At 59.1% G+C, this 14,456-nt stretch carries 17 protein-coding genes; 11 read left to right on the top strand and 6 right to left on the bottom strand.

What is annotated here, in order from left to right; translation table 11 throughout:
• Positions 1–7 precede the first annotated feature (7 nt).
• The 6 genes from PVW49_RS17600 to PVW49_RS17625 all read left to right on the top strand — a co-directional run bounded on the left by PVW49_RS17600 (position 8) and on the right by PVW49_RS17625 (position 3,651).
• On the top strand, positions 8–451 hold the full coding sequence (locus tag PVW49_RS17600; RefSeq protein ID WP_274591170.1) for a copper chaperone PCu(A)C: 444 nt from the start codon (positions 8–10) through the stop codon (positions 449–451).
• A complete protein-coding gene (locus tag PVW49_RS17605; protein WP_274591171.1) occupies positions 448–1,008 on the top strand; it encodes a cytochrome-c oxidase in 561 nt (186 codons plus the stop codon). The genes PVW49_RS17600 and PVW49_RS17605 overlap by 4 nt, the downstream gene beginning before the upstream one ends.
• A gap of 20 nt (positions 1,009–1,028) precedes the next feature.
• Complete coding sequence (locus PVW49_RS17610) at positions 1,029–1,529, top strand: hypothetical protein (RefSeq protein WP_274591172.1); 501 nt, start codon at positions 1,029–1,031, stop codon at positions 1,527–1,529.
• Positions 1,523–2,257: a cytochrome c biogenesis CcdA family protein gene (locus PVW49_RS17615; RefSeq protein ID WP_274591173.1), complete on the top strand. Its 735-nt coding sequence runs from the start codon at positions 1,523–1,525 to the stop codon at positions 2,255–2,257. Before PVW49_RS17610 ends, PVW49_RS17615 begins: the two co-directional genes overlap by 7 nt.
• A 6-nt stretch (positions 2,258–2,263) precedes the next feature.
• Complete coding sequence (locus PVW49_RS17620; RefSeq protein WP_274591174.1) at positions 2,264–2,878, top strand: class I SAM-dependent methyltransferase; 615 nt, start codon at positions 2,264–2,266, stop codon at positions 2,876–2,878.
• A 113-nt stretch (positions 2,879–2,991) separates the two neighbouring features.
• Complete coding sequence (locus PVW49_RS17625; RefSeq protein WP_274591175.1) at positions 2,992–3,651, top strand: cation diffusion facilitator family transporter; 660 nt, start codon at positions 2,992–2,994, stop codon at positions 3,649–3,651.
• On the opposite strand, the gene PVW49_RS17630 is transcribed toward PVW49_RS17625, so the two are convergent.
• A complete protein-coding gene (locus PVW49_RS17630; protein WP_074837409.1) occupies positions 3,635–4,882 on the bottom strand; it encodes a cytochrome P450 in 1,248 nt (415 codons plus the stop codon). The two genes, PVW49_RS17625 and PVW49_RS17630, sit on opposite strands and share 17 nt — an antisense overlap.
• Before the next feature lie 177 nt (positions 4,883–5,059).
• Between PVW49_RS17630 and PVW49_RS17635 the strand changes: the two genes are divergently transcribed.
• Positions 5,060–6,147 (top strand): IS3 family transposase gene (locus PVW49_RS17635; RefSeq protein ID WP_274591176.1). Its coding sequence is split into 2 segments (ribosomal slippage): positions 5,060–5,321 and positions 5,321–6,147, totalling 1,089 coding nucleotides; the frame shifts between segments, so codons are not numbered across the junction.
• Positions 6,148–6,211: 64 nt separating this feature from the next.
• On the opposite strand, the gene PVW49_RS17640 is transcribed toward PVW49_RS17635, so the two are convergent.
• Genes PVW49_RS17640 through PVW49_RS17655 form a run of 4 tightly spaced genes read right to left on the bottom strand, consistent with a single transcriptional unit; the run spans position 6,212 to position 9,494 of the window.
• On the bottom strand, positions 6,212–7,585 hold the full coding sequence (locus PVW49_RS17640; RefSeq protein WP_274591177.1) for a TRAP transporter large permease: 1,374 nt from the start codon (positions 7,583–7,585) through the stop codon (positions 6,212–6,214).
• Positions 7,575–8,096 carry a TRAP transporter small permease subunit gene (locus tag PVW49_RS17645; protein ID WP_232279250.1) on the bottom strand — a complete coding sequence of 174 codons (522 nt, stop codon included), beginning with the start codon at positions 8,094–8,096 and terminating at the stop codon, positions 7,575–7,577. Before PVW49_RS17645 ends, PVW49_RS17640 begins: the two co-directional genes overlap by 11 nt.
• A gap of 37 nt (positions 8,097–8,133) precedes the next feature.
• A complete protein-coding gene (lspA, locus tag PVW49_RS17650; RefSeq protein ID WP_009824417.1) occupies positions 8,134–8,643 on the bottom strand; it encodes a signal peptidase II in 510 nt (169 codons plus the stop codon).
• Positions 8,640–9,494 carry a cation transporter gene (locus tag PVW49_RS17655; protein ID WP_037275508.1) on the bottom strand — a complete coding sequence of 285 codons (855 nt, stop codon included), beginning with the start codon at positions 9,492–9,494 and terminating at the stop codon, positions 8,640–8,642. The genes lspA and PVW49_RS17655 overlap by 4 nt, the downstream gene beginning before the upstream one ends.
• A 59-nt stretch (positions 9,495–9,553) precedes the next feature.
• On the opposite strand from PVW49_RS17655, the gene PVW49_RS17660 reads away from it, so the two are divergent.
• The gene (locus tag PVW49_RS17660; protein WP_425442834.1) at positions 9,554–9,901 is read left to right on the top strand and encodes an ArsR/SmtB family transcription factor; all 348 of its coding nucleotides are present in this window, start codon (positions 9,554–9,556) and stop codon (positions 9,899–9,901) included.
• A 435-nt stretch (positions 9,902–10,336) separates the two neighbouring features.
• Entirely contained in the window at positions 10,337–11,002 is a 666-nt protein-coding gene (locus PVW49_RS17665; RefSeq protein ID WP_274591178.1) for a L,D-transpeptidase, read from the top strand.
• Positions 11,003–11,041: 39 nt separating this feature from the next.
• Here the strand turns inward: PVW49_RS17665 and PVW49_RS17670 are convergent, their stop codons facing one another.
• Positions 11,042–11,311 carry a hypothetical protein gene (locus PVW49_RS17670; RefSeq protein ID WP_274591179.1) on the bottom strand — a complete coding sequence of 90 codons (270 nt, stop codon included), beginning with the start codon at positions 11,309–11,311 and terminating at the stop codon, positions 11,042–11,044.
• A gap of 169 nt (positions 11,312–11,480) precedes the next feature.
• Between PVW49_RS17670 and PVW49_RS17675 the strand changes: the two genes are divergently transcribed.
• Both PVW49_RS17675 and PVW49_RS17680 read left to right on the top strand, forming a co-directional pair.
• On the top strand, positions 11,481–13,877 hold the full coding sequence (locus PVW49_RS17675) for a heavy metal translocating P-type ATPase (RefSeq protein WP_442757210.1): 2,397 nt from the start codon (positions 11,481–11,483) through the stop codon (positions 13,875–13,877).
• 99 nt (positions 13,878–13,976) lie between these two features.
• Positions 13,977–14,453, top strand: a complete 477-nt coding sequence (locus PVW49_RS17680) for a L,D-transpeptidase family protein (protein ID WP_274591191.1) — start codon at positions 13,977–13,979, stop codon at positions 14,451–14,453.
• The last annotated feature ends 3 nt before the right edge of the window (positions 14,454–14,456 follow it).

Genomic DNA, 14,456 nt, shown 5'->3' on the forward strand with positions numbered 1-14,456 from the left:
TTACCAAATGAAAATTACGATACTTGCAATTGCGCTAACTCTCTGGCCGTTCTTCGCTTCGGCCAATGTAACGATATCAGACGGTTGGGCCCGCGCGAGCATCCTCGCCTCCCGTCCGGCTGCGGCCTATCTCACGCTCACGAGCGACCAGAGTGATCAACTGGTCGCAATCACGACGCCAGTCGCTGGGAACGTCACCATTCACGCCGTCGAGACCGGCGACGATGGCGTTAGCCGAATGGTCAAGATCGACGCCTTGGATCTGCCCTCAGGAGAACCAGTGACCCTAGCGCCCGGCAGCATGCATCTGATGCTGATGGGCCTGTCGGAAAAACTCGAAGAAGGCACCGACTTGCCGTTGATCCTGACATTCGCATCGGGTGCCCGAATGGAAGTCAACGTCCCGGTTCTCGGGCCGGGCGCAATGGGACCGCAGGAGGAACAGTCATGAAATACATACTCCTGCTGATAGCCCTCGTCGCGGGCCTCCCGGCCTACGCAGATCATCCTGGCGACCGTCTTGACGAGGTGATGGCACAGAAAGAACTTGCTTTCACTGCCGTTGACCTCAACGAACTTCCTGCGTTGGATCTGCTCGGCCCTGACCGAGAACCGTTGGACTTGGAAAGCCTCTCCGATCAGGTCGTCGTTCTTAGTTTCGTCCCGTCCAACTGCGGGTTGCCCTGTGCTGATCAGCAGGCACTTCTTGAAAAGGTGAGGGGCGGAGTGAATGCATCTCCCATGCTGGACATGGTGACATTCCTTGTGGTGACCGACGCCAGTGATCCGGTTCCCGGACCGATTGCCGAGAACGTGGTCATTGCTCGCGCACAAGAGCCGATAGAGAATCTGATCGATCAGTATCGCGCGATCGCGCCAGACGATCCCGAGGCTCCGCTTGTGCATGTTATCGCGCGCGGCAACCGCCATTCCGGGGTCTTTGCGGGTTCCGCTTTCCGGCACATCAACATGATCCTATACGTCAACGGCCTGACAAACGCACATTAATCGAAGAACGGACCCCCGGCATGACAGCGAATACCGAAACCACTGAGATGAACGACACCGGGTGGCTCTCCGTCATCCGCCGATACATTGTTTATACCGCTGTCGGTCATCTGATCTGGGAAATGGCACATATCCCGCTCTACACGATCTGGGTCGAAGGCACCTGGGGAGAGATTGTGTTCGCGGTCGTGCACTGCACCGGCGGAGACCTGTTGATCGCCATGAGCACGCTCTTGCTTGCCTTGTTTCTTGTTGGTGGGCACGCATGGCCGTCGGAACGCGCAGGGCGTGTCCTGCTTTTGGCCGTGGCCATGGGCGTCTCTTACACGATCTTCAGCGAGTGGCTGAACATCGTAATCCGTGCGGCCTGGGCCTATCGCGACATCATGCCGGTGGTCCCCGTCATCGACGCCGGTCTCACGCCGCTGCTGCAATGGATCATCGTTCCGACCCTGGCATATTGGGCTGCCACAAGAGTGCCCTTGCGCAAGCTATTCAGGGGTGAACGTGGTTCATGGTAGATATCTCGCTTCTGGGGCTCACCGCCGCGCTCTTGGCCGGTACGATATCGTTTCTGTCTCCCTGCGTGCTGCCTCTTGTGCCAGGATATGTCTCTTACGTGGCTGGTCGCACAGCCGCTGAAGGCGGGGCGGCTGCGGCCTCGCCGTCGCGCGCGGTCTGGCTGAGCCTGTGTTTTGTCCTCGGCTTCTCCACCATTTTCATGGGGCTTGGCGCATCCGCGACAGCATTGGGTCAGGCCCTTCTTCGGTGGCGGTATGAACTCAACCTCGTTGGGGGCGGCATCATCATTGTCTTCGGGCTTTTCATGATCGGGGCCGCGCGTGTTTCAGTGATGGAACGCGATTTCCGGTTCAATCTCAACATCCCCGGGGGCCAACCCGCTGCGTCCTATGTCCTCGGTCTTGCTTTCGGTTTCGGTTGGACGCCGTGTATCGGCCCGATCCTCGGCGCAATCCTGACAGCCAGTGCGGCGAGCGCCACGATGGGCGAAGGCGTCATGCTGCTTGCCGTCTATTCCGCAGGTCTCGGGATACCGTTTCTGATCGTGGCCGGATTCACCGATCAGATCGCGGACCGCCTCCGGGCCATCGGCCGGGTTGGCCGCCGCCTCCACCAGATTGCAGGCGTCGTGATGATCCTTATGGGCGTGGCGATGATGACTGGACAGTTGAGCGCGCTGTCATACTGGATGCTCGATGCATTTCCGGTTCTTGGACGAATCGGATAACAGCTCATGCGGTTCTACGAAAACCATATCCTTCCTGGCCTCACGCATCTCGCCATGCGTCAGGACCAGCTTCTTCCCTACCGGCACCGCGCGGTTTCAGGTGCGAAGGGACGCGTGCTGGAGATCGGGATCGGCTCGGGCCTGAACCTCGCGCTCTACCCCGACGCCGTGGATCAGATCGTCGGTGTGGACCCGTCGCCGGAACTCCTTCATCGGGCCGCGCAGGCTTCTCAGGGCTTGACGCCGACAACGGAGATGATCGAGGGCGTGGCCGAAGCATTGCCGCTGGAAAATCGCAGCGTTGACTGCGTGATTGCCACCTGGACGCTCTGCAGCGTGTCGGAACCGGAGAAGGTGCTGGCCGAGATCCGGCGCGTTCTCAAGCCGGATGGCGCCTTCCGCTTCGTCGAGCATGGAACAGCGCCCGAACCCGGTGTCCAGCGTTGGCAGCGCTGGCTCACGCCTGCCTGGAAGCATTGTGCCGGAAACTGTCACCTTGACCGCCAGACAGACACTCTGGTCGAGCAGAACGGCTTCCGCATGGAGCGGCTCGACACCGGCTACGCGAAAGGTCCGAAACCCTTTGTTTTCATGTATGAGGGACAGGCTCGCCTCTACTGAGGCAGCATAAAATCAGAACGACTTCGGCTTTCGATTTGCGTCGAATTACTGATGGCAAAGTAACCAATACTCGCCTCGAACTTTAGCAGCGAGTTCCGCGTTAACGATATGTTATGAGCAAGCAGAAGAACGATAGACAAACCAATCTGACCCGCGGCATCCGCGTCGAGATCGCGAGCCTTGTCTACAACCTCATCGAGGTTGTTGTTTCCGTCACAGTGGGACTTCTGACCGGCAGCGCGGCATTGGTGAGTTGGGGCCTCGACAGCACGGTCGAAGCCACCTCAGCCGGGACGCTGATCTGGCGCTTGAAGGGCGAGAAGGACGGTGGCGACAAGCGCACGGTCCTGCATCGCAAGAAGGTCGCGCTCTTTGTGGTCGCCTGTGCTTTCTGGATCGTCGTCGCCGCGATCCTCTACGAGGCGGTGTCCGCCTTCATCTCGCAGGAGGCACCGGGCTTCAACTGGTGGGGGATCGCGATCCTGTTTGTCTCTTTGGTGGTCAATCCGCTGTTGGCCTGGGGCAAGTATCGCTACGGCAAGCGGCTCGATTCACCTGCGCTGAAATACGATGCCAAGGATACCCTGATCTGCGAATACCAGACCGTTGTGGTGTTGGCCGGAATCGGTCTAACGCAATGGATGGGCTGGTGGTGGGCCGATCCGGTCGCGGCGCTTCTGATCGTGCCCTACGTCGCGTGGGAGGCGTTCGAAGCCACCAAGGATGCGCGGTCGGTCGATCCGGACGAGGCCGAAGCTACCGCCGACGCCTGACGTTGCGCATGATGAACCGGTTCTCGGGTAGGGGTGGCAGCTCTCCCGTGCCCAGCTCCAAATCCTGATCCTGCACATCGTATTTGACGTCGTTCACAAGATATCTGCAAAACGCCTTCATCTGGCTGATCGCGATCCACTCGCCCGGACAGCGGTGGTTCGTGTAGTGGTCGCCGCCGCCCTGTGGAACGAAGTCATATTGGTTTTCGGCGCGGCTCCGAAACCGTTCGGGGCGGAACTCAAGCGGCGCATCCCATGAACGCGGATCGGTGTTCGTGCCATAGAGGTCGAGCAAGACCCTGCAACCTTCCGGAAAGCGATACCCTTGCCACTCGAAAGCGCTTACTACCCGTGCCGCCACCGCAGGGAAGAACGGATAGAGGCGGCGAACCTCCTGCACGAAGGGTTCGAGCAGTCCTTCGTCGTTCCGTAGTTTTTCCTGCCATTCCGGATACCGGTGCAAGGCGTGGGCCGTCTGAACAATGAAAACGGACACCGCCACGGTCGGGCGCAAGACGTTCAACAACTCCACGGCGGCGACTTTCGGGGGCAGTATCGCGCCGTCAAGATCACGCCACGTCGCGATGACATGAAGGGCGCTTTCCTGCGTCGGCTGAAGCTCGCCATCGCGGACCTGTTGAATCATCCCCGCTGCCCATTTTTCCAGGCGGTGGCGCGCCAGACGTGCAGCCCAATGTTTCGGGCCGATGGCCCCGGCGTCCTCAAAAAGCGCTGTAAGTTGCGCCGTTCGGGTCGCCACCTCCGCCTCGGGAAGCGGAACCCCACACCAGGCGCAAACGGCTCTCGTGAGCATTTCGCGCACTTTGTCGTAGAAAACGACTTCGTTCCTCGCCTCCCAATCCGGTGCATAATTGTCTAGCATGTGAAGCGACATTCCCTGAAGCGCGGCTATATGCTCGGTCCCCATCAGCGACATGAACATCTTCTTGCGGTGCTGGTGGGCAGCGCCGTCCAATCCCTGAATGCCGCCTTCACCCAACAGGGTCTTCTGTATGCGGCCTGGCATCGAGCCCGCGCGGATCAGCTTATCGTCGGAATAGAATACTTCCGCAGCCGCCGACCCGGTCATGCAGATCGTCTTTTGAAGGAGGATGCGGGTTTCAAACAGATCTGTGTCGAGCGCGCGGCAGGTCTGAGAGATGAATCCATACGGATTTCGCAGCAGGGTGAGTGTGCTGTCAAAGCCCTCTGCGGATGGTATGCTGGACATTCGTTATCCTCCTGTTTGCTTTCCCGTGCTCAGGCCCCGTTCAGCCTTTCTGTTCGCGGTGCGGAAGTGGCCCCGAAAGAGCAGTGCCGCTTCGAAGGAAATCACTGGGTAATCCTCCCCATGGTTAAGGGGCTGCATAAGTAGAATTTTCTCGTAGCGTGAGCTGAGGAGATTCGAATGAGAAAGAGCCGTTTCACCGAGCCGCAGATCATGGCTGTGCTTCGTCAGGCCGAGAGCGGCGTGGCCGTGCCTGAACTTTGCCGGGAGCATGGGATCAGCACAGCGAGCTTTTACAAATGGCGCTCGAAGTATGGCGGCATGGATGCGTCGATGATGAGCCAGATGAAGGTGCTTGAAGACGAGAACCGGCGGCTGAAGCGCATGTTTGCCGACCTGAGCATGCAGGCCGAACTGCTCAAGGAAGCGCTTGGAAAAAAATGACGCGGCCAGCTCAACGCCGGGAGCTGGCCGAGAAGGCTGTGGCGACGAAGGGGGTGAGCATCGCGCTGGCCTGTCGGGCATTTGGCGTCAGCGAGACCTGCTTTCGCTACAGCCCGAAGCGCGATGCCGAGAACGAGTTCATCGCAGACCTTCTTGAAGGGCTGACAAAGGCCCACCGGACCTGGGGCTTTGGGCTATGTTTCCTGCATATGCGCAACGTCCAGGGGCACCCGTGGAATCACAAGCGCATCCATCGGATCTATTGCGCGCTGGAACTGAACCTGCGGATCAAGCCCCGCCGGAGGATCAAGCGCGACAAACCCGATGCGCTCAGTGTCCCAAAGGCCCCGAATACCGTCTGGTCAATGGACTTCATGGCTGATCGCTTGGCCGACGGTCGCCAGTTCCGGCTTCTGAACGTGCTGGACGACTTCAACCGTGAGGGGCTGGGCATTGAGGTCGACTTCTCGCTCCCGGCTGAGCGGGTGGTCCGGGCCCTCAATCAGATCATCGAGTGGCGCGGAAAGCCCCTAGCCATCAGGGTCGACAATGGCCCTGAATACATCAGCTCCACGCTGATGATCTGGGCCGAGAAGCAGGGCATCGTCCTGAACCACATCCAGCCCGGGCAGCCCCAGCAGAACGCGTATGTCGAGCGTTACAACAGGACAGTCCGCAATGAATGGCTGGACCTATACATCTTTGAAACCATCGAGGAGGCGCAGGAGATCGCAACCGACTGGCTATGGACTTACAACAATGAGCGCCCCAACATGGGCATCGGCGGCATCACACCCGCCCAGAAACTGAAGATGGCTGCCTGAAGTCTACTTCTGGGCCCCGTTAAAACGGGGAGGATTACCACTGCATCCGCGCTCAAAACATCTTTCACCGCTGGATTAGCTGCGGCGCATCCACATCCCCAAGGGACATTTCAGGCAACCAAGTGATAAGCTGAGGGAACGAGATCAGGGCTGCGATCAATACGATCTCGATGGCGACAAGCGGTACCGCGCCGCGATAGATATCGGAAAGGTTGATACCCTTAGGTGCCGCCATCTTGGCAAAGAATAGGGCATAGCCGAAGGGAGGCGTCAGAAAAGACGTCTGCAAGGCCAGTGCTATCAGGCCAGCGATCCAGATTTGCGCAAAGTAGGCAGAGCCGACGTGATCTGCGAAGTCGAGTTCCGAAAAGATCGGCATCAACACTGGTACAAAGACCAGCAGCACCTCGATCCAGTCAAAAACAAACCCAAGTATGATGATCACGCCAAGGAGGATCGCCAACAGTTCCCACCGGGTGAGATCGAATGCGGATATCCACTCGAAGATGACGTCCGGTCCACCGACCAGGTGGAAACTAAGCGAGAATACCGATGCGCCCAATACGATGAAGTAGACCATCGACGTCATCGTGCTTGTCTGCACCGTGACAGAGTTCAACGATGAGAAAGACAAGCGCTTTCGCGCCAGCGCGACCAATAGCGCGCCAAAAACCCCTACTCCAGCCGCCTCTGTTAGTGTCGCAAAGCCCAGAATGATGCTGAGCGGAATGGATGCGATGACCGCGACAGACGCGAGTACAAACAAGAGGTCTGACACAAGATTGGTCTTGGGTGTGTCCAGCGGGATTTCGACCGTTTTTCTCAAGGTGACCGCAAAGTAGACCGCGAAGGCCATGACCATCAGAAGCACAGGTACGATGAGGGCCACATACATCAATCCGATGCGCAGATAGAACACGTTCGAGATGAAGAACAGCATCACGGCTGGCGGGAACACGACACCCAATGCTCCAGAAGCTGCGACAGCGCCTCCTGCGGTTCGCGGTGCGTAGCCCGACGCCATCATCGGGGCATAGGCCACCAACGCCACAGTTATGACGGAAGCACCGATCACCCCGGCGGCGGGCGCAAGAACGAGGCCGATCAGCAAAGTCGCAATGGCGTAGCGACCGGGAACGCCTGTCAGAAGACGCCCCAGCAAGCGAAACATGGTTTCGGCAATCCCGCTGGCATTCAGGATCAGGCCAAGAAAAATCAACATTGGAACGCTGGTGAATTGGACTGATTCATTGGTCAGTACACCACGGGCCCTCAGGTAGATCAGCCCCAGATGCTGAAAATCAGTGATCCCCACCCAAACCGCAGCGACAAACCCCAAGAAGCCTGTCCCCGCGAGCACCAGCGCCACCGGAAAGCCACTGAAAACCCCAATCGCCATCACGACAAGCATGGCAACCGTGAGGACCTCATTCACCATTGTGCAGGCCGCTTGCTTGTTCCGGTGCACCTTGCGCACGTCTCCCTGTCAGAAAGGCGATGTTGCGAAGGGCTACGATCATCCCGGCAAGAGCCAGCAGGATGGGGCCGATGACCCCGGCAATGCGTTGTGCCCACAACTGGGTTTCCGCGTATTTCGTGGTGCGCATCAAACCGTCCCATCCGTAGTAGGTCAGGATGGCGGCGAGCGGCAGAAGGACAAAAAGGCCGCCAATCAGTTCGATCCAAGCAATGCGGCGGGCGGACCAATGTCTGCGAAGAACATCAACGCGCACGTGACCGTCGCGCAGATAGGTATACCCAAAGGTCAAGAAAATTAGGATGAACAGCAGTGACGTGGACAGGTCCGGCAAATAGCTCGACACGCCAAGTTGTAGCTTGCGATCCAGCATCTGAAGCGCGCCATAAGCAGCAATCGAAACAACTGTCAGCCACGCAGTCACGACGCCGATGCCGCGAATGCCACGGTCAATCCAATCCAAAAATCTCAAGCCGAATTCCCTCCCAAAGTTCTTTGCCTGTTAGCTGTTATCCCCCCGTGACATCTCCCTTGCGATTGTCTTGTTCCCGATTTTCCGGCCTGACTTTCGAGGTGCGAAAGCTGTCCCAGAACAGCAATGCTGCCCCACAAAAGATCGCCACGTCAGCCAAGTTGAAGGACGGCCAGTGGTATGACCCGTAATGGAAGTCGAGAAAGTCAGGGACGGCCTGATAGCGCAGACGGTCAAGGATATTGCCAAGCGCGCCTCCGATGATCAGACCGAGCGCCGCACCTGTCAGCCCGTCCGGAGCCTTCCATAGCCAGATCAGCAGCCATGCCACGACCACGGCAGCAAGTGCGACCAGACCCCACCAGGGTACGACCCCGCCGAGCATACCGAAGCTGACCCCATCGTTCAAAACCCGCACGAGGTTGAGAAAGGGCAGAACCTCGACCCCGTTCTCAAGCGCCGGGGAGTTCAGGGCAAGAGCCTTGGTGCCCTGATCAACACCAAACGCGGCGATGGCGCAAAGCCCACCGAGAACGCGGCTGTTCATGCCACCGCCTTCAGATCGGCCCGCGCGTCGCGGATGATCGCCCATGACGAGTGCAGGAACAGTCCGGCGATCCCGAACGCGACGATAAGATCGGGCCAAGCGCTGCCCAGCCAAACCACTAGCCCAGCGGCGATAACGACTGCGGCGTTGCCGATGGCGTCGTTACGCGAGAAAAGCCAGACAGCGCGCATGTTCGCATCGCCCTTGCGGTACCGCAACAACGGCAGCACGGAGATGACATTTATCACAAGAGCAATCAGGCCCAGAATCCCCATCAATGTGGCGTCTGGGGTTGTCGGCTCGAATGCCCTTATGATGGTCGTGCTAAAGACCCCAAGGCCAAGCAGGCCGAGAAAGATGCCCTGGATCAGGGCAGAGCGTGCCCGCCAGAGAAGGCTCCATCCGATGGCAAGAAGCCCCAAGAAAGTGATCGCGCCATCGCCGATGAAATCCAGCGCGTCGGCCTTCACCGCCTGTGACCCGGCAATAAACCCACCAATCATTTCCAGAACGCCGTAACCGACATTTAGAATCACGACGATCCAGAGCGCGCGGCGGTAGCCCGGGTCCTGATGGGCCGCACTTTGCTGAAGGTCCTCGTCGCTCTCGATGCGGTCGAACCCATATCCCGTTGTCTCAACGGCTTTTTCAATCTCCGGCAGGCTTGCTTCAGGGACTTTCAGAGTCATGATATGGGTCGCCGCTGATACTTTCACTGCGTCGGGCGCGACACCCGCAGACTGCGCCGCCCGCTCGATCTGGGCGGCATCCTTGGCGCAATCCATTCCGGAAACCCGGTAACGGACGGGCGACGTATCTGCTGTCGATCCGGTGCTTTCGGTGTTGGCCATCGGTGCAATACTCCTGCTAAAGTGGATCAAGTTCAAACATATCAGCAAGGAGTGATATGATGCAAGTCTTCGCCGACCGCAATGCTGCGGCCGCTGGCATCGAGCGTAGGGCAAAGCTCTTTCGCGGTCTTGCCGACCCGAGCCGACTGGCGATACTGGGCGTGCTGTGTGAAGGACCGTTGGTTGTTCACGAGATCGTCAAACGCACAGGGCTATCGCAGCCCAACGTGTCAAATCATTTGCGATGCCTTCTGGATTGCGGACTTGTCGCCAGCGACCGCGATGGGCGCTTCATTCGCTACCGGATCAGCAGTCCGCGCATAGCAGCTCTTTTAAATGATGTAGACGCCCTGCTTGATGTGGTCGCAGAAGGTGTTGGGGCTTGTGACAATTATCGCGAAGCGTGAACGATAATATCCCAATGCACGTCATCACGACCACTTCCGCGTGAGGCAAAATTTTATATGGGGCTTGCTGCCAAACGTGTTGAAAAGACCCATTATTGAAAGCGCTCAATTTAACTGCTCGGCATAGCGAGTTAAGGATCACAATTGAAGCGAAGATCAAGACGAGGCCCGGCATCGTGGCAGTAGCCTGGTTTCACCCCACAGATCGTGACAGCGCTTAGACTGATAAAGAAACGAACGGGCCCGAAGTATTACCGAGATCGTCTGGCATCAAAATTTCTCTTGAACCTCTAGTAGCTTTAGGAGTTAAGCCACCGACATAGAACGGCACCATGGAGCAAGTTGCCAATAACGCCTCACTCTTTCCCGGGCGAACAACACTGCGTTCGGGGTAAGGTTCGGTTTGCCGTCCAATGCGTGAACGGAGCAATCTATATGCTGACAAGACGACACTTCATCCAGACGACTGCCGCATTGTTCTCGGCGTCTATCTCGAGTCCGCTCCTCGCTGACACCTGGCCCACTGAAGCGGAAAAGGCTGCTTGGGATGCACAGGTTACACCGCCGGGCTATAATCCAGCCACATCAAACCCGTGGGGCCTGCATCCGCGCTTTCTGCCGCAGCGGGTTGTAGCTAAAGATGGTCTTGTGGCCGGTGACATCCATGTCGATGCAGTTGCGCGCTATCTTTACCATATCGAGGAAGGCGGAACGGCGATGCGCTATGGCGTAGCGATTGCTCGTGGCAAACTTTATGAGCCGGGCGTCTACACGATCAAGCGCAAGGTCAGGTGGCCGCATTGGCAGCCAACACAGAACATGATTGACCGCGACCCGGAGCTCTACGCCGATATCGCTGACGGTATGGAACCCGGACCTGAGAACGCGCTCGGGTCACGGGCGCTTTATCTCTATGTCGGGGACCGAGACACCTATCTGCGCATCCACGGTACACCACAGCCGCGAAGCATCGGCGGCCGAGCAAGTTCCGGTTGCGTCCGGATGGTCATGGCGCACATAAACGATCTGTATCCGAATGTGGAGATTGGCTCGACGGCGTTCCTATATTCAGCCGAGGACAGCGTGACTCCGCAGAGTTGACCCAAGCCGCGCCGTCAATCCGACGCTCGAACGCGCCAATCAGGATTGGCGCGCGACGCAGATGGGATTGCCGCCTGTCGATCGCAACGGGACCAAGGTCGTTTCCACCGGCCCACTATGCTCATACCAATAGCAATTATCCTCAGGACGTAGCCGTGCCGTGTTGAGATCCTGGTCGGGTGCAGCGAGGGCTGCGACAGACTCTGGAATACCCCCAATCCTGAATGGATCGTTGTCTTCCTTCGGAGGCACCGCACAGCCAGCCAGGGCCAATGTTGCAACCATGATCACCGCATATTTTTGAAGCATATCTATCTCACTCTTTGGCAGGTCAGCCGCGTCTTCAGACTTAGCGGCGCGTTTCAAGGTTCCGCAGGTCTGTGTCCTTACTTGACCAAATTTTTGTTTTAGCTCTTGAAGCTCTAGTTACTGTAGGGGTTATTTCAATGTGGAATGAACGAATCCCGAGGTCAATCCCATGTCTTCCAATGGCCACCGCCACGACCACAAGCACAGCTCTGACTGCAGTCACGATCATGGTGATGATCACAAACATGCGAGCGGAGTTTCCCACTCTCATGGAGAAGGTGCTGCGTGCTGCGGTGCTGGAGCCAACACGGAATTGGCACAAGCCATCCCCTCGAATGGACGAAATTTTCAAGTCTCCGGTCTGGATTGTGCCGAAGAGGTGGCAATCCTGAATAGGGTGGTCGGTCCAAAAGTCGGCGGGACTGAGCATCTGGCGTTCGATGTCATCAATGGTCGGATGACGATTCTGGATACCGCAGACAGGATTTCGGACAACGAGGTTTCGCAACTGGTCGCGAGTACCGGCATGAGCGCAAAACCGTGGGACGCCGACAATGCAGCAGAGGATCAGGCCGCGCATCTGGCACGTCAGAAGCGCTTTACCTCGTTGAGCGGCGGCTTCTGGGCGGCGGGATTCCTTTTTCACATTGTCGAGACCGGCATGGGCGGCGCGCTCGGGCTCTTTGCGGGGCATGGCGAGGTGCCTATGCCTATGGCGGAAGCAGGGATCTTCGCCGTCGCGATCCTCTTTGGGGTCTGGCTGGTTGCGCCCAAGGCATGGTCTTCGGCGCGGCGACTTTCACCAGACATGAACCTACTGATGGTGGTGGCCGTTGCAGGAGCCATCGGGCTCGGCGAATTCTTCGAGGCCGCGACGGTCGCGTTTTTCTTCTCTTTGTCGCTCTATCTTGAGAGCTGGAGTGTCGGTCGCGCACGCAACGCGGTTTCATCTCTCCTCGACCTCGCGCCGCCTACGGCTCGGGTTCTTTACGACGACGGATCGGAAGCCGACGTTCCGGCCGCTGCCGTGGCAGTCAATGCAAGGTTTATCGTGCGCGGCGGCGACCGGATCCCTCTCGACGGTGAAGTCGTGGACGGGGCAGGGGCCGTCGATCAGGCTCCTATTACCGGCGAAAGCGCACTGGTGCCCAAGGAGCCCGGCGACGAGGTCTATGCCGGCACTATCAACGGCGAGGGCACACTGACGGTGCGGGCGACCAAAGCCGCCTCGGACACGGTGCTGGCGAAAATCATTCGCATGGTGGGCGATGCCCATGCCCGTCGTGCGCCGGTCGAGCAGTGGGTCGCGAAGTTCGCGCGCATCTACACACCCATTGTGATGGCTCTGGCGATCGCCATCGCGCTCGTGCCGCCGCTGCTGCTGGGCGGCGCCTGGGACTACTGGTTCTACAACGCGCTGGTGCTTCTGGTCATTGCCTGCCCCTGTGCGCTGGTCATCTCTACGCCGGTTTCCATCGTCGCAGCGCTCACCGCTTCGGCGCGGGCGGGGGTGCTGATCAAGGGCGGCGCCTATGTCGAAGCACCGGGCCGCACCACGGCACTGGCGATGGACAAGACCGGGACGATCACCATGGGCGAGCCCGAGGTGGCGGCCGTTCACCCACTGGGCGGCGCCTCCGCACGCGATCTCATGACGCTGGCAGCAAGTCTGGAGGCGCGGTCGTCGCACCCGCTGGCACGCGCCATCCTCTCGCGCGCCGAAGCCGATGGTGTTTCCGTGTCTGCCGCAGAGGACACCCGCACCGTGCCCGGGCGCGGTCTGGAAGGACGCGCCGATGGGTGCGCGATCTGGCTCGGCTCGGATCGGTTCGCCGAAGAGAAGGGGTTCGGCAATTCAATTCCTGCGGATCTGCGGGACCGGATCGAAGGGGCAGGGAGCACCCTCGTTGCCGTGGGTGACGAGACCGGCGTGACCGGCGTACTGGAGCTTCGCGACCGCATCCGCCCCGACGCAAAGGGGATCGTTGCGCGCCTGCACGCGCAGGGTGTGAAGACAATCGTGATGCTGACGGGCGACAATGAACGCACCGCACGTGCGGTGGCGGCCGAGGTCGGCATTGACGAGGTGCGTGCCGAGCTCTTGCCAGAAGACAAGGTGACGGCCATCGAGGAACTGGTGGCAACCCACGACATGGTGGCGATGATCGGTGACGGCGTGAACGACGCACCGGCGATGGCGCGGGCGCATTATGCCATCGCCATGGGGGCTGTCGGTTCGGACGCGGCGATCGAGACGGCCGATATCGCGCTGATGACCGACGATCTGGCTCGAGTGCCGTGGCTGATTGCTCACTCTCGCCGGACAATGACGATTATCCACCAGAATATCGGTATATCGCTGGCAACCAAGGCGCTGTTCGTCGGGCTGACCGCGTTCGGGATGGCCTCGATGTGGGGCGCCATCGCTGCGGATGTAGGCGTATCCCTGTTGGTGGTCGCCAATGCGCTGCGGCTTTTGAACGGGCATCGGATCAAGGACGGGCCTTCGGGCGGTGAACCGGTGGGCGAGCAGATGGCGAAGGGAGCACTGGCGCACGGTCATTGATCCGACGTCTTCGTTAGAGTAACCTCTGGCACCAACAGACCTCGCAAAAAGGGGCGTCGAGCAGTGACAAACACCAGATTTCCACGGCGCGCCTTTTTGATGGGCGGATTTGCCGCCTTCCTGTCAGGCTGTGCCAGCAAGTTCCGGTCGTACAACGGACCCGAAGTGGCCCGGCTACGCATGTACAAGGCAGAGCGGTTTCTGGTTCTGGACGGGGCGGATGACGTCTTGCGGACCTATCCCATCGGATTAGGCTTCGCGCCCGAAGGTCACAAGCAGTTCGAGGGGGACGGCCGTACGCCGGAGGGTTCCTACGTGATTGATCGGCGCAACCCGGACAGCCTCTTTCACCTGTCAATCGGCATCTCATATCCCAACGCGGCAGACATCGCTTTTGCGCAGGCTCAAGGAAAGTCGCCCGGTGGCGACATTTTCATCCACGGCGGACCGCGCAAGGGGATCGACCCAATGAATGTCCCCGACTGGACGGCAGGCTGCATCGCCGTCACTGACCGCCAGATCGAGGAAATCTATGCCATGGTCAGGGACGGGACACCGATCGACATTTACGCCTAAGGA

The sequence above is a fragment of the Marinovum sp. PR37 genome (genome assembly GCF_028807375.1).
In the GTDB taxonomy this organism is placed as follows: Bacteria; Pseudomonadota; Alphaproteobacteria; order Rhodobacterales; family Rhodobacteraceae; genus Marinovum; species Marinovum algicola.

Excerpts from the sequence above, each read along its gene's own strand:
- PVW49_RS17600 (WP_274591170.1), top strand. The coding sequence starts at position 8 with ATGAAAATTACGATACTTGCAATTGCGCTAACTCTCTGGCCGTTCTTC.
- lspA (WP_009824417.1), bottom strand. The coding sequence starts at position 8,643 with ATGAACAGCCGCGTTCTCGGTGGGCTTTGCGCCATCGCCGCGTTTGGT.
- PVW49_RS17630 (WP_074837409.1), bottom strand. The coding sequence starts at position 4,882 with ATGTCCAGCATACCATCCGCAGAGGGCTTTGACAGCACACTCACCCTG.
- PVW49_RS17660 (WP_425442834.1), top strand. The coding sequence starts at position 9,554 with ATGCAAGTCTTCGCCGACCGCAATGCTGCGGCCGCTGGCATCGAGCGT.
- PVW49_RS17615 (WP_274591173.1), top strand. The coding sequence starts at position 1,523 with ATGGTAGATATCTCGCTTCTGGGGCTCACCGCCGCGCTCTTGGCCGGT.
- PVW49_RS17640 (WP_274591177.1), bottom strand. The coding sequence starts at position 7,585 with ATGGTGAATGAGGTCCTCACGGTTGCCATGCTTGTCGTGATGGCGATT.
- PVW49_RS17605 (WP_274591171.1), top strand. The coding sequence starts at position 448 with ATGAAATACATACTCCTGCTGATAGCCCTCGTCGCGGGCCTCCCGGCC.
- PVW49_RS17610 (WP_274591172.1), top strand. The coding sequence starts at position 1,029 with ATGACAGCGAATACCGAAACCACTGAGATGAACGACACCGGGTGGCTC.
- PVW49_RS17620 (WP_274591174.1), top strand. The coding sequence starts at position 2,264 with ATGCGGTTCTACGAAAACCATATCCTTCCTGGCCTCACGCATCTCGCC.
- PVW49_RS17655 (WP_037275508.1), bottom strand. The coding sequence starts at position 9,494 with ATGGCCAACACCGAAAGCACCGGATCGACAGCAGATACGTCGCCCGTC.
- PVW49_RS17680 (WP_274591191.1), top strand. The coding sequence starts at position 13,977 with ATGGGCGGATTTGCCGCCTTCCTGTCAGGCTGTGCCAGCAAGTTCCGG.
- PVW49_RS17625 (WP_274591175.1), top strand. The coding sequence starts at position 2,992 with ATGAGCAAGCAGAAGAACGATAGACAAACCAATCTGACCCGCGGCATC.
- PVW49_RS17675 (WP_442757210.1), top strand. The coding sequence starts at position 11,481 with ATGTCTTCCAATGGCCACCGCCACGACCACAAGCACAGCTCTGACTGC.
- PVW49_RS17670 (WP_274591179.1), bottom strand. The coding sequence starts at position 11,311 with ATGCTTCAAAAATATGCGGTGATCATGGTTGCAACATTGGCCCTGGCT.
- PVW49_RS17665 (WP_274591178.1), top strand. The coding sequence starts at position 10,337 with ATGCTGACAAGACGACACTTCATCCAGACGACTGCCGCATTGTTCTCG.